This window comes from Exiguobacterium sp. s21, from assembly GCF_018617975.1.
In the GTDB taxonomy this organism is placed as follows: domain Bacteria; phylum Bacillota; class Bacilli; order Exiguobacteriales; family Exiguobacteriaceae; genus Exiguobacterium; species Exiguobacterium mexicanum_A.
Genome location: NZ_JACSLF010000007.1, coordinates 125825 through 139493 on the forward strand (window position 1 = coordinate 125825; position 13669 = coordinate 139493).

Below are 13669 nucleotides of genomic sequence, written 5' to 3' on the forward strand. Positions count from 1 at the left end.
GATATGATAGTTCTATAGAAAGTGAGGGAATCACATGAAAAATGGGAAATGGTATTCGTTTTTAATCGGTTCGGTCTTCTTGACGGGCATCGCCTTATACGGTTTATGGATCGGATATCAAGATATCGTCAACCCACCGGAACGCACACTCTCGATTAGTGAAGATTCGAGACCCGAACCGGTCGGTGACGTTTACGTCGCTTTAGGTGACTCCCTGACACGCGGCGTCGGGTCGACGTCAGGTGCTGGTTACGTTCAGCCGGTCGGTGAAACGCTCGACGAAGACGGCATTCGTACGCAGAACTTGGCCGTCTCTGGTGCCCGGACTGAGGATTTGTTGGCCCAACTCGAACAACCGGAAGTACGGCGAACGATTGAGAACGCCCGCTACATCACACTCACGATTGGCGGCAACGACCTGTTCAATCGCGGCGAGAATGTCGATAACTTTGAATCGGTCGATATCGAACAAGTCGTGACCGATGCCAAGACGAATTTGAATGACATCTTTGAACAAGTTCGCGGATTGAACGATACGGCACAAATCGTTTATATCGCGCTCTATAATCCATTCCAAGAGAATGAAAACGGTGAGGCGTTCAATCAACTGATTCTCGATTGGAACGCCTCGGCGGCCACGTTCGGAAACGCACAACGCATCGACGTAATCGACCCGTTCGCATACGTCTCTGACGTCTCGCGTGACCTCGCGACCGACCAGTTCCATCCGAGCGACCGGACGTACGAAAAGTTAGCCGAGGACGTTCTGTTCATCCTCGAATAAGTAAAATGGCCTGATCATCGCGATCAGGCCATTTTTTCATCGTTCATATTTGACGAGCCAGCGCTCCCCGTCGCGCATCATGGACGTTCCGTACCAACCCACCTTCAACAAGGCGCCCTGTTGCTCCGTCTCGCCCATCTCGAGCCATGTCGCTTCTCCGGCCGGTCGCCAGTCGCTGTGCAGTTCCTTCATAAAGATGTAGCGCAACTTCCCGCCATACTTCGGTTTAAGGGCACCGATGCGAAGCCCGAGGGCAAACTTGTCTTTCAAGCTCGGGATGTTGAATGGTGCCACGGTCGCACAGACGAGGTCGAATCGGCTACCATGTTCCAGCTCTTTCATCAGAAGCCTGCCGAGATGCTGTTGCAGGCCGTAGCCGCGGTAGTCCGGATGGACGTTCGTCACTTCTTGATAAATGATGCGTTCCAGTCCCTCTGATGGATAACCGATATCATAGCCAAGATGCTCGTCATCGAGCGGTGGGATGAGGAGCGCGCGGAACGCGATCAACTTTCCCTTGTGATATGCCCCGATGAGCGTCCGGTCCGTCAACAACTTCACAAACTCCTCCGTCGACAAGGACTGATACTGGCTCCCTTCCGTCAGTGTATCCATGACATCCTGTTGCACCGCCTCGATTTGTTCCAGGTCGGTCATCGCCAAATAGGTGACCTCGATGTCGAGGCCGTTACTATCACTGCGCCACATCATCGGTCCCTCCGACGACGTACGTCGCGGTCGTCAGACGTAATAAGACAGATTCATCGACGTCGACACCGAGTCCTGGTCGTTCAGACAATCGAATGAACGGAAGGTCGTACGTCAAATTGCCGATGTCTTCTGCGAAACGGAGCGGCCCTGTCAATTCGACCGATTGGACGATTTTGCTCGAGAACGCGACGTGGAAACCTGCACTCGAGGCGACCGACGACTCGACCATCGACCCGATTTGGCACTCAATACCTGACATCTCGGCCATATGGACAAGTTTTTTCGCCGGGTAGATGCCGCCGCACTTCATCAGCTTAATGTTCACTTTGTGGGCGGCCTGCATCATCGTCAGACGACGCATTTCGGTTACACCCCGCACGCCTTCATCAATCATGAGCGGGACCGAGATTTTCCCTTTCACTTCGACCATGCCTTCAAAATCGTCGGCTTTGACCGGCTGTTCGACCCAATCGATATGGAATGGTTCGAGCAACTTCATCGCTTGGAGCGTCTTGGCAGCATTGACCCAACCTTGATTGACATCGACCCGAATCGGAACGTCCGGTCCGACGGCTCGCCGAACCGCCTCCACACGTCGTACGTCCGAGGCGACATCGACGCCGACTTTCATCTTGACGGCTGTATAGCCTTGTTCGATTTGTTCGCGCGCCTCGGCCGCCATCGCTTCCGGATCTCCGATGCTTAACACGTGCGTGACCGGGAAGGCATCGTGATAACGGCCGCCAAGCAACTCATACACAGGCAAGCCAAGTTTTTTCCCAACAACGTCGTGGCAGGCAATATCAAGCGCCGCCTTCGCCGCCGGCACGTCCCGGATGGCTCGGTCCATCACGTCATGGATTCGTTCCATATGCATCGGGTTTTGCCCGATCAAAAGTGGTCCTAGCACATGTCGGATGACGCTAATTGTACTGTCGAGCGATTCGCCCGTGACGTGCTCATCAGCGACGGCCTCGCCGTAACCGACATGTCCGCACTCGGTCGTCAGTTTCACGATCACCGACGGCATGTCGTCATAGCGGTGATAACTGACGATGAACGGTACTTTCAGTGGTAGACGTATCGCAAACAGCTCGATTTTCTTTATTCTCATATCCATTCCCCTTTACTTTTTATATATCATTAGCTATATTGTCGTTAAATAGTCGTTAAATTGCAAGGAGGAGTTTTGATGTCCATCCATATCGCCATCGTCGGGTCGCACGAATTTGTGGCGACTATCCGTACCCTCGGTGCCCCAGAAGGTGTTCGGTTCGCGTATCACCCTTACGAGCATCCCCATGAAGCAGCCGTTATTGCCAAAACGCTCGGCTCGTTCGATGGTGTCTTTTTTTCCGGGTCGTTCCCGTTCACTTATGCGGCCCCCTACCTTCAAAACGTGGCGACCCATCACGTCGTCCAAGACGAGACTGTCCTATTAACGACACTTCTCTATGCGACGCTCACCCACTCAGTCCCTCTTGATCAACTGTCCATCGATTTGGTCGAGCCGGAGCGCTTGACGTCAATCCTCGAGTCGTTCCCGAATCATGCCTCGACTCCTGCCGTTATGAAAATCGAACCGAATATCGCTTTCGAAGACGTGATTACTTTTCACACGGAGCACCGGGCCAAGCAGGCGAAACTGGCCGTGACGAGCATCGAACAAGTTCATCGTCAACTCGTCCATGATGGGTATCATAGTCTATTGATGATCGAGCCGCGGACCACGGTCGAGCGCCATCTCGATATGTTAATTCAACGAATTCGACGCCAGTTCGCGGACGACGCCCAGTTCGCCATCATTCGTTTCGAGACCAACGACAAGGCATTACTCGAACATTTGAAAGTGGTCCGCTACCTTGGCGGACACATCGAATCGACCGACGATGGTCGTATCACGCTACTTACGACACGAGGCGAGACGAACAACGCCCTCGATACAAGTACGCTCAGCCCAACAGGTGATTATCGAATCGGAATCGGCTATGGCACACAATATCAACAAGCATACGAACATGCTGAAATCGCACTATCGGCCGCGAGCAAGGAGCGCATTCGAATCGTCGACGATTCAAAACGCTTGTCCTTCCCGAACCGTGAGGACCGCATCCCCTATCGAGTGACCGAAGTAGCGGTCTTTGACGTCATCAAGCAAGCCGGGATTAGTCCGGTCAACATCGGTAAAATTATGCAGTTCTCAAAGCACCATCTCGAATTCACGGCAAAAGAGTTGACCGACCATCTCGCCGTCTCAAGACGGACGACGGAGCGACTCATCAAAAAATTACATGACGCGCAACTGATCGAAGTGATTGGTGAAGAGATGAGTTACAACCAAGGACGACCTCGTGCCGTCTATAAATTCAATTTCCCGACCTGAATAGGCCGGGAAATTTTTCATTGTGCTGCTTGTTTTTCGAGTGGCGGTTCCACACTCTGCACAGCAATCCGTGCAATCGTGAAGCCTGTGAACGCATAGATAATCGAGATGACCGGAACGATGAAGTTCAAGATCGCGTATGGCGCATATTCGAACGCCCCGACGCCGAGCGTCCCGAGAATGAACACACCGCACGTGTTCCATGGGATGAAGACCGACGTCAGTGTCCCGCCGTCCTCGAGTGCCCGGGACAAGTTTTTCGACTGAAGCCCCATTTTCTCATAAGCAACTGCAAACATACGAGATGGAACGACGATCGAGATGTATTGTTCGGAACACGTGGCGTTCGTTGCTACCCCGGCGAGAATCGTCGACGCAATCATCGAACCGGCCGTCTTCGCCAGTTTGACGATTTGATTCATAATCGATTGCAGCATCCCCGAGTATTCTAAAATCCCTCCGAACGTCATCGCGACGATCGTCATCGAGACGGTGTACATCATCGCGTCGAGACCGCCCCGACTGAACAAGTTGTCGACGAGTTCATTACCGGTGTCGATCACATACCCGCTCTGCAACGCCCCGACGCTGTCGGCGAGCGAACCGCCTTGGACGATGACTTGGGCGAGAAAGCCGAGCGCAATCCCGACGACGAGTGCCGGAATGGCCGGTACTTTCCTCGCGACGAGGACGATGACAGCAAGTGGAATCAATAGGAGCCACGGCGAGACGACGAAGCTGTCCTGTAAAATACCGAGTGTTTGGACGATTTCTGAAGAGTCCGTCGTCGTCTCACTGAACCGTCTGCCAAGCCACCAATAGGCGCCGAGCGCGATGACGAGCCCTGGAATCGTCGTGTAGAGCATATGCCGAATATGTTCGAACAAGTTCGTGTGCGTCAAACCTGCCGCGAGGTTCGTCGTATCCGACAACGGGGACATCTTATCCCCGAAGTATGCCCCTGAGATGACAGCTCCGGCGACCATCGGTGCTGGTATCCCCATACTCAGCCCGATGCCCATCCCGGCGACGCCAATCGTTCCCATCGTCGACCATGAGCTGCCAATCGAGAGCGCGACGACCGAGCAGATGATACAAATCGTCACCAAAAAATAGGCCGGTGAAATAATCGTCAATCCGTAATAAATCATCGTAGCGACGACGCCTCCCCCGATCCAGGCACCAATCGTTAAACCGACCAAGATGATGATGACGACGGCCGGTAGTGCGAGCCGAATCCCTTTGTACATCATCTCCTCGATCTCTTTCCACTTGTACCCGTGTCGCCATGCGACGAGCGACGCGACCGCTGTCCCGACGATGAGTGGGATGTGCGGCCCTTGTTCCAATTTGACGATGGCTACGAGCATGATCCCGATCATGACAAGTAGCGGCAATACCGCCCAGCGAAGCTTCATGTCTACCTTGTTCCCCTGTTGTTCCATGTGTCTTCCTCCCCGATAGCGAAAAATTCAGAATTGTCGTTATATTGTCGCTAATAAGTAGATGATAACGCTTACATTTAAAGTTGGCAATAAAAAAATGAACGAGCTCGTCCGGCCCGTCCATCTAGTCAATCGCTTCAATTATCGTTTGCGGCCCGGCGCAACGTATCGGCGAGTAAGGCAGCCGCTTCTGGTAAGACGTCCCGATCGAACGACATATGAGGATGATGGAGCCCCGGTGTCAAGTTCGCGCCGATTCCAATCATCGTCGCATCGAGTCCCGGCTGTTCGACCGTATAGAAATGAAAGTCGTCACTACCTGATGTAATGATCCGGTCGACGAGCGCGTTTTTCCCGAATCGGTCGACAATCGCTTCGGCCGCATGTCGGCTCGAGCGTTCGCCGATCTCCGCACCCGGTGTGAAGTCTTGCCAGTCCCAGTGGATGGTGACATCATGAAGGACGGCGATTTGCTGCAACAGCGTCTCGACGCGGTCACGTAACGCCAGCAGCTCCTTGTTCTGTTGAGCCCGGACGTCGAGTGAGAACGTCGCGTTCCCGGGGATGATATTCAAATTATCGCTACCGGCCTGGACGCCCGTCAACTTGATCGAATGGGGCTCGAACGGCGACAAGTAGATGCTTTTGAGCATCTGTTGAATCGTAAAGATGACATCTAACGCGTTTTGACCTTGATGCGGTCGCGCGCCATGGGCATCGTCCCCGATAACGCTTCCTCTTAGAAAGAATGCGGCTCCGTGTTGAATCGCAGCCGCATATTGTCCGCGCTGCAATTCCTCGAGCGGTCGCAAGTGGATGCCATACAGCTGACTCACTCCTTCGAGTGCCCCTTTTTGAATCATCGCGAGCGAGCCGTTCCCTTGTTCTTCTGCCGGTTGGAAAATGAAGCGAATCCGCTTCGATAGCATCTCATGTTTCAACAGGTCGAGCGCGCCGAGCACCATGCTGATGTTGGCGTCGTGCCCGCATGAGTGATTGGCTTGAAACGTCCCGTCGACTTGTTGCCATAAGGCATCGATATCGGCCCGGACAGCGATGACGTCATCACCTTGTCCAATCTCTGCGATGACCCCGGTCACGTCCGCAAACGTCTCGTGACGGACTTGCCATGACGTCAAGATGTCGGCAATCGTCTTCGTCGTCTCAACCTCTTTCCAGCTCACTTCCGGATGAGCATGAAAATGCTCAAACCAGTTCAATACGTTCGTCGTCATGATCAATTCCCCCATATGTACTTATATTTTTTTGACCCCTTTGATTAAGAGCCACTGCAGTGGCAATCGGGCCCACGTGACCCATTTTGGGAGCGGTATCTTGCCTAGTTTCGACGGTTTGAGCGCCATGTTGATATTGGCTGGGAACACCGCGATTAAGAAAGCGGGTAATGTCCCTTTCACGAAGCGCGTCCCTTTGTTCATGAGCAACAACACACCATAGACGACCTCGATGACCCCGCTTGCCTGGACCATGAATCGTTTGAACGGCCATGATTTCGGAATAATCGACATGAACGCCCGCTCCTGAATGAAGTGCATGATGCCGGCCCCTAGAAATAAAATCCCGTATAGTTTACGAATCAACTGAACCCCTCCTTTTTTCTAAGCATAACAAAAAAGATGGGCTGCGTGCCCATCTTTACAGTGCGTCTCCATTTGCGTTTTGAATCTCGACATCGACCGTTTCGGTCTTACCGTCACGAACGTATTCGATTGTGACGGTCCCGTCCGTGTCTCGAATCAGTTCACTCCGCAGGTCGATGAACGATGAGACAGCCTGGTCGTTGATTTTCACGATGACATCGCGTGCCTCAAGTCCTGCCCGTGCGGCCGAACTGTTCGCTTGCACTTCAACGATGATCGTGCCCGACTTCACCGACTCCGGCAAATTGATTTGCTCGGTCAAGTACCCCGGTGGGAACTCAGACACGTCTCGGAGCGACACACCGAGCGACGGATGATTCACTTCGCCCGTCTGCTCGATTTGATTGATGATCGGCAAAGCGATATCGACCGGGATGGAGAAGCCGACCCCTTCGACCGAGTCAGTCGCGATTTTCATCGAGTTGATCCCAATCAATTGTCCTGATTCGTTGATTAACGCGCCACCGGAGTTACCCGGGTTGATGGCCGCGTCCGTCTGAATGACTTCGGCGTTGAAGTCGGCTTGTCCGTTCTCATCCGTATCGACCGGGACGAGACGTGACGTCGACGAGACGACGCCGCGTGTGACCGAGTTCTCAAACTGGCCGAGCGGGTTCCCGATGGCGACGACGGTTTGCCCCGGTTTCAACTCGCTCGACTTTCCAATCGAGATGACGGACGAGACTTTGTCCGCATCGACTTCGAGCACGGCCAAGTCATACGTGGCGTCGCTACCCATCAATTTGGCGTCCGCTGTCGATCCGTCATTGAATGTCACGGTCAAACGGTCAGCACCGTTGACGACGTGATGGTTCGTGACGATGTAAGCCGAGTCGCCGTCTTTTTTATAGATGACACCCGAGCCAACCCCGGCTTCGACAGCGTCACTTGAAAAACCGTTTGACGCGAAATTGTTCACCGTCACGACAGCAGGCTGTGCGGTCGCGACCGCATCGGTGACCGAGCTGTCCGTTGTCGTAGACGTCGTCTGGACCGGCGACCCTTCCGACGTCACGTTCGTATCAGACACATTTGTCGGCACTTGATCGATGAACGGAAAAGCGATGGCGCCAGTCAAGACGGCACCAATCACGCCGCCGACAAACCCAGGGAACATCCGGCCGACAAACGATGGTCGGGCCGGTTGCTCTGCGCGCGACGGTTCTTGTCGTTGTTCTGACGAGCCGAGCTCGGTATCGAGCCAATCCTCGCGGTGATTTTGTTCATTTGATTCTGTTGGACGATCATTGCGTTCCATGTGTAATCATCTCCTATATGATGTTTCCTCTTTGTTCTACCCTTAGTATAAGAGGCATAGTCATCGTTTTGCGGAAATGAAGCATCGATTACAAGATTCTTCACAATTTGCGTCAATTGGGTCAGACGATGACGTTACGGAGCGTCCCGAGTCCCGTGATGCTCACTTCGACCGTGTCTCCTGATTGGAGATAGACGGGCGGCTTCATGCCGTGGCCGACCCCGGCCGGTGTGCCGGTCGCGATGATGTCTCCTGCTTCAAGTGTCATGCCCTTTGACAAAGTCCGAATTAACTCTTCGATCGGGCGAATCATATCCGCCGTCGACCCATCTTGACGTGTCTCGCCATTGACGACCGTTTGAATCATGAGTGGGAACGAGAGCTCATCCGGTGTGACGATATATGGCCCCATCGGACAGAACGTATCGAACGATTTGCCGCGGAAAAACTGCACGTGTTGTTTTTGCACATCCCTGGCCGTGATGTCGTTCAGAATCGTGTAACCAAAAATATGGGCATCGACGTCGTCAATATCCCGGCCTGATTTTCCGATGATGACGGCGAGTTCGCCTTCATAGTCGAGCTGGTCGGTCAATTCGGGGTGACGTTCGACGACAGCCTCTGGGCCGACGACCGAGGTTGGCGCTTTCGTGAAGATGACGAGCTTACCGGCCCCCGCCGTATCCATCTCTTTCACATGTTCTTCGTAATTTTTCCCGATACAGATGACATTTTTGAGCGGACGATACGGTGCGACGAACGTGACGTCTTGAAGCGCCAGCCTTGGCGCGACATCTAGATCGACATCCGGTTCAAACTCACGCGCGATGACTTCTAACAGCGAAGTCGTATGTAATTGGTCACTGACGTCATAGACGAACTCTCCTGCCACGACACCGACCCTTTGCTCTCCTTCAACTTGAAAACTACACCATTTCATCAAAATTCCCCCTTTTTTGCTAGTATACAAAAAATCGGGACGCGACGGCCCCGATTACGCTTTGTTTAAGAAAATAATCCGCTGGTTGCTCGATCCCCGAAACCGGAGCGACCGGTCCATGAGCGGCTGTTCGAAACGCCCATCGACGAGCACATCGGCACGGTCGAGCACGCTTGTGACGAATTCGTCGTGCATGGCTTGCAACTGTTCGAGCGTATAGCCCGTATACACCCAAACGTTTTTCTGAAGGGCCTTACATCCGTCGACGAGCCGTGCCAATTCTTCCGGTTGCAGAAATGGTTCCCCGCCTGAAATCGTCACCCCGTCCCAGCCTGATTGTTCGATTTGAGCGAGTAAGTCCGCGACCGAGACGTCTTCTCCTCCACGTGGATTCCAAGATTCTGGATTATGACACCCAGGGCAACGGTGCGGGCAGCCCGCCGTAAAGATGACCGTGCGAATGCCTGGACCGTCGACGACCGATTCTTCAAGTACGGATAGGACGCGCATGATGCTTCACCCTCGCTCGTTCTTCTTCTCGTTTTGCCGAATTCCACCGGTCCATCGTCCCGACCAAGTAGCCGGTAATGCGACGGATCCGTTCAATTCGTTCATGTTCGCCACATGTCGGGCACGCTTCGTCGATAATCCCTTCAAGGCCGCAGTTGCCACAACGGTCGACCGGATGGTTAATCGACCCGTAGCCAACGTTCTCGGTCCGCATGAGCCGGACGATCGCTTCGACCGCTTCCGCATTATGGGCGAGCGATCCGTCGACTTCGACATACGTGATATGACCCGCATCACAGAGCGCGTGGTAAGGCGCTTCGAGACGGACTTTATCGCGAATCGAGACCGATTGATACACGGGCACATGAAACGAGTTCGTATAAAAGGCGCGGTCGGTCACACCTTCGATCATCCCAAACGATTGCTGATCTCTCGTCACAAATTTACCCGACAACCCTTCGGCCGGGGTCGCCAAAAGAGAAAAGTTCAAATCGTATCGTTCCGATGCCTGCTTCATTCGATCACGTAAATGAGTGACGATATCGAGCCCAAGCCGTTCCGCCTCTCGCGACTCGGCATGCGTGCCACCTGTGAGCACACGAAGCGCTTCGGCGAGACCGATAAATCCAACCGAGAGTGTCCCTTGCTTCAGTACCTCGCGAAGATCGTCTTCTGGACCGAGTCTCTCTCCACCCCGCCAGACGTGTTGGGCATAGAGAAACCGAAATTCGTCGGCGTGCCGCTTCGCTTGATAGTCGAATCGTTCGAGCAATTGATCGATGGCGACGTCGACGTAAGCGTCGAGTGTCTCATAAAAAGTATGGATATCCGAGGAGACGAGTGCCATTTTAACCAAGTTCAACGTCGAAAATGATAAGTTGCCTCGTCCAATCGACGTCTCGGCACCATGCCGATTCCCCATCACCCTTGTCCGACAACCCATGTAGGCGACTTCCGAACCGTGCGTCCCGTCGTAGTATTGAAGGTTGAACGGAGCATCGACGAACGAGAAGTTCGGGAATAACCGCTTGCCCGTCACACGACAGGCGAGACGGAACAAGTCGACGTTCGGATCGTCCTCATGGAAGTTGACCCCTTCTTTCACTTTAAAGATTTGAATCGGGAAAATCGGCGTCTCCCCGTTACCGAGCCCTCGCTCGGTCGCGCGCAGCAACTCTCGAATGAATATGCGTCCCCACCGGCTCGTGTCGGTGCCGTAATTGATGGAAACGAACGGTACTTGTCCGCCACCACGTGAGTGCATCGAGTTGGCGTTGTGGATGAACGCCTCACACGCTTGATACGTCGCCGCGATTGTTTCAGACTCGGCAGTTTCAAAGAGTTGCTCGGTCGTCCATTCGACTGGTAGCTTTTTGAGCCGCTCGAGCTGACGTTCATACGTCTTTTCGACATACGGTGCGAGGTCGACATCAAACATCGGGAAAGCTTGACCGCCGTGCTGCATGTTTTGGTTCGCTTGAAGAATAATCGAAGCGAGCGCCATCGCCGAGCGGATATCCTGGGGCGGTCGAATCGTCCCGTGCCCGGTATGAAATCCGTTCGTGAGTAGCTCACCCAGTGGGATTTGACAACACGTCGTCGATCCTGTCACGTAGTAGTCGGCGTCATGGATATACAAAAAATTATCCTCGACGGCTTGACGTGACCGTTCTGATAATAGATATGTCGTCGACAATTGTTTTGATACTTCTGAGGATAATCGTGCCAATTTTCCAAGTGGTGATTTCCCGTCGACGTTGGCGTTCTCTTGTACGAGGTCCTGATCTGGGAGAACACAGACATCTTCATAAAGCTGGAGCATATTCACTCCGCATCACCTCACTATATATTGATTACAAGCGAGTTAATTACTCGCTTAAGTTCCATATATAGATTATGTCATGTTTTGCTATTGAGATGTGAAGTCGAAATTGTGATCAATGCTTGTGATAAAAACGCAAAAACAGTCGAGCCACTGACGTGGACTCGACTGCTCGTTGTCGTGAGCTACCTTATACATCTTTGGCAGGTTTCACAATTTTCAATTCGACTTCTTCCGTTGCTTCCGATTCTTGGGCTTCACGCAAGCCTTTCGCGTTTAACCACGTATAGATCGCACCCATGAACAACGCGCCACCGATGATATTCCCGAACGTGGCTGGGATCAAGTTGTGGATCGCGCCGGCAAAGCTGATCGCCTCAGGATGCGGGACGACGAGCGTGAGGGCGAACAAGACGAAGTTGGCGATGACGTGATCAAATCCTGAGGCGAAGAAAACGGCGACGAGGAAGATCATCGAGAAGATTTGGGCGAACTCGTTTTTCATTTGCTTCGGCAAGAAGATGGCAAGACAGACCATCCAGTTGCAGAAGATTGCGCGGAAGAAAATTTCGACCGTCGTGTGGTGCATCTTGCTTTCGACGACCGAGAACAGCCAGTTGTCCATCCCAAGTTCTTGGATGACACCGGTCGGAGCGAGCAGCAAGGCGAACAAAACGCCACCGAGCGCATTCCCGACAAAGCAGAGCAACCAGACGAGCATCGTGTCGCTGAGCGTCGTGTATCCCCGCATCGTCGAGGTTGTGAAGTACATCGTATTCCCGGTGAACAGTTCGGCTCCGCCATAGATGATCATGACGAGGGCGATCCCGAATGAGAATCCTCCGATGAGCGTTGTGAACGGAGAATCGATCAAATACATTCCGTTGACGACTTTCAGTGTGAAAATTGAAGCGAATCCGATAAAGATCCCCGCGAGCATTGCTCGTAAAAAGTACTCCATTGGCCGATAATGAATCATTTGCGAAGATGCCTGTGCTTTCTTCCGCAACGATTCGAGTGCATGGATTTCCATTGATGCCATGTCACAAACCCTTCTTTCTGTTTGAATGAAACCATTATAATAAGAACGAACATGTGAAATCATTAACAATATAAGCCCGAAACGAATAAATTGCAATCGCCCATTCCACATGTTGACACATTTTTCACATCGTAATCGTTTACATTTGTCGGAATTGTGACTAGAAAAAAACGACCCTTGGCAAAGGGCCGTTCGAAATGATTATTCTTTGTTTTCAGAAGCCTCTTCCGACTCTTCCGTTGAAGTTTCTGACGCCTCTTCAGTCGCTTCAACTTCGCCTTCTGTCGCTGTATCAGCTTCAAGGTCTTCGAGCGCCACCGGTTCATTCACCGATGCGATTTGAAGATCACCCTCAGATACGATTTCGTAATCTTTGTTCTCTGGAATATCAGCGACAGTGAGCGAGTCACCGATGCCGAGTTCAGAAACATCAAGCTCGATACGCTCCGGAATGTTGGCTGGTGTTGCCGAGACCGTTACTTTATAGAGCGTCTGTGCCAAGTAGCCGCCTTCTTTGACGCCTTTCGCGTCGCCGACAAGTGTGACGTCCGCTTCGACTTCTGTCGCTTCGTCCATCTTCACTGCCATAAATTCAACGTGCTTGTATTCGTTCGTGAATGGGTCGACTTCTGTCCCGTGAACGAGTGTGTTCACTTTCTTACCATCGATATTAAGTTCGATCAAAGCGTTGTCGCCGTGTTCACGAAGAATCTTACGAAGTGCCATCTCTTCGAATGCGACCGGTGTGCTTTCAACTTTGTAGCCGTAAACGACACCTAACACTTTTCCTTCTTTACGCAAGTTAGCGCGGACCGAACGTGGTCGTAATTCTCGTTTCGTTACTTTAAGCGTGTCTGCCATAATCTTTTCCCCCTACTGGTTTATCGATCATGTCTACATCTTGAGGGTGAGGCAGTGAAAAAGCCACCTCTCAACCTCGATGCGTTGAGTGACATGTGTATATTGTTCCCATAGCCACCTATCCATAAACGTAACAGGAGGTTAAAAAAAGATTACAGGCGTGTTAATCTGTACCCCTTGTAAAGGACATTAATAAAAAAACTTATGCTGATTCAAGGAGATGATTCCTGTACTGTACGGGAGTCATCTTTT

At 52.5% G+C, this 13669-nt stretch carries 13 protein-coding genes; 2 read left to right on the forward strand and 11 right to left on the reverse strand.

The window, feature by feature from the left end:
• Positions 1 to 34 precede the first annotated feature (34 nt).
• The gene (locus KNP06_RS09995; RefSeq protein ID WP_214708585.1) at positions 35 to 784 is read left to right on the forward strand and encodes a GDSL-type esterase/lipase family protein; all 750 of its coding nucleotides are present in this window, start codon (positions 35 to 37) and stop codon (positions 782 to 784) included.
• A 36-nt stretch (positions 785 to 820) separates the two neighbouring features.
• Here KNP06_RS09995 and KNP06_RS10000 read toward each other — a convergent pair whose 3' ends face one another.
• Together KNP06_RS10000 and KNP06_RS10005 are read right to left on the reverse strand one after the other, a co-directional pair.
• On the reverse strand, positions 821 to 1492 hold the full coding sequence (locus KNP06_RS10000) for a hypothetical protein (RefSeq protein ID WP_214711008.1): 672 nt from the start codon (positions 1490 to 1492) through the stop codon (positions 821 to 823).
• On the reverse strand, positions 1479 to 2609 hold the full coding sequence (locus KNP06_RS10005) for a mandelate racemase/muconate lactonizing enzyme family protein (RefSeq protein WP_214711007.1): 1131 nt from the start codon (positions 2607 to 2609) through the stop codon (positions 1479 to 1481). Before KNP06_RS10005 ends, KNP06_RS10000 begins: the two co-directional genes overlap by 14 nt.
• A gap of 78 nt (positions 2610 to 2687) precedes the next feature.
• Here KNP06_RS10005 and KNP06_RS10010 point away from each other — a divergent pair, with 78 nt between their 5' ends.
• A complete protein-coding gene (locus tag KNP06_RS10010) occupies positions 2688 to 3878 on the forward strand; it encodes an HTH domain-containing protein (RefSeq protein WP_214711006.1) in 1191 nt (396 codons plus the stop codon).
• Positions 3879 to 3895: 17 nt separating this feature from the next.
• On the opposite strand, the gene nhaC is transcribed toward KNP06_RS10010, so the two are convergent.
• The 9 genes from nhaC to KNP06_RS10055 all read right to left on the reverse strand — a co-directional run bounded on the left by nhaC (position 3896) and on the right by KNP06_RS10055 (position 13417).
• Positions 3896 to 5296, reverse strand: a complete 1401-nt coding sequence (gene nhaC / locus KNP06_RS10015; RefSeq protein ID WP_214711057.1) for a Na+/H+ antiporter NhaC — start codon at positions 5294 to 5296, stop codon at positions 3896 to 3898.
• A 164-nt stretch (positions 5297 to 5460) separates the two neighbouring features.
• Positions 5461 to 6558, reverse strand: a complete 1098-nt coding sequence (locus tag KNP06_RS10020) for an amidohydrolase (protein WP_214711005.1) — start codon at positions 6556 to 6558, stop codon at positions 5461 to 5463.
• Between the two features lie 21 nt (positions 6559 to 6579).
• Positions 6580 to 6924, reverse strand: coding sequence for a DoxX family protein (locus KNP06_RS10025; protein WP_034777412.1), 345 nt, complete (start codon positions 6922 to 6924; stop codon positions 6580 to 6582).
• Positions 6925 to 6979: 55 nt separating this feature from the next.
• Positions 6980 to 8242 (reverse strand): S1C family serine protease, encoded by a 1263-nt coding sequence (locus tag KNP06_RS10030; RefSeq protein ID WP_214711004.1) that lies wholly within the window; start codon positions 8240 to 8242, stop codon positions 6980 to 6982.
• Between the two features lie 121 nt (positions 8243 to 8363).
• A complete protein-coding gene (locus tag KNP06_RS10035; RefSeq protein WP_214708569.1) occupies positions 8364 to 9182 on the reverse strand; it encodes a fumarylacetoacetate hydrolase family protein in 819 nt (272 codons plus the stop codon).
• A gap of 54 nt (positions 9183 to 9236) precedes the next feature.
• Positions 9237 to 9692 (reverse strand): anaerobic ribonucleoside-triphosphate reductase activating protein, encoded by a 456-nt coding sequence (gene nrdG, locus KNP06_RS10040; RefSeq protein ID WP_214711003.1) that lies wholly within the window; start codon positions 9690 to 9692, stop codon positions 9237 to 9239.
• Positions 9670 to 11514: an anaerobic ribonucleoside triphosphate reductase gene (locus KNP06_RS10045; RefSeq protein ID WP_214711056.1), complete on the reverse strand. Its 1845-nt coding sequence runs from the start codon at positions 11512 to 11514 to the stop codon at positions 9670 to 9672. The genes nrdG and KNP06_RS10045 overlap by 23 nt, the downstream gene beginning before the upstream one ends.
• 190 nt (positions 11515 to 11704) lie before the next feature.
• A complete protein-coding gene (locus KNP06_RS10050) occupies positions 11705 to 12556 on the reverse strand; it encodes a formate/nitrite transporter family protein (protein ID WP_214711002.1) in 852 nt (283 codons plus the stop codon).
• 201 nt (positions 12557 to 12757) lie between these two features.
• Entirely contained in the window at positions 12758 to 13417 is a 660-nt protein-coding gene (locus KNP06_RS10055) for a 50S ribosomal protein L25/general stress protein Ctc (protein ID WP_214711001.1), read from the reverse strand.
• Between the last annotated feature and the right edge of the window lie 252 nt (positions 13418 to 13669).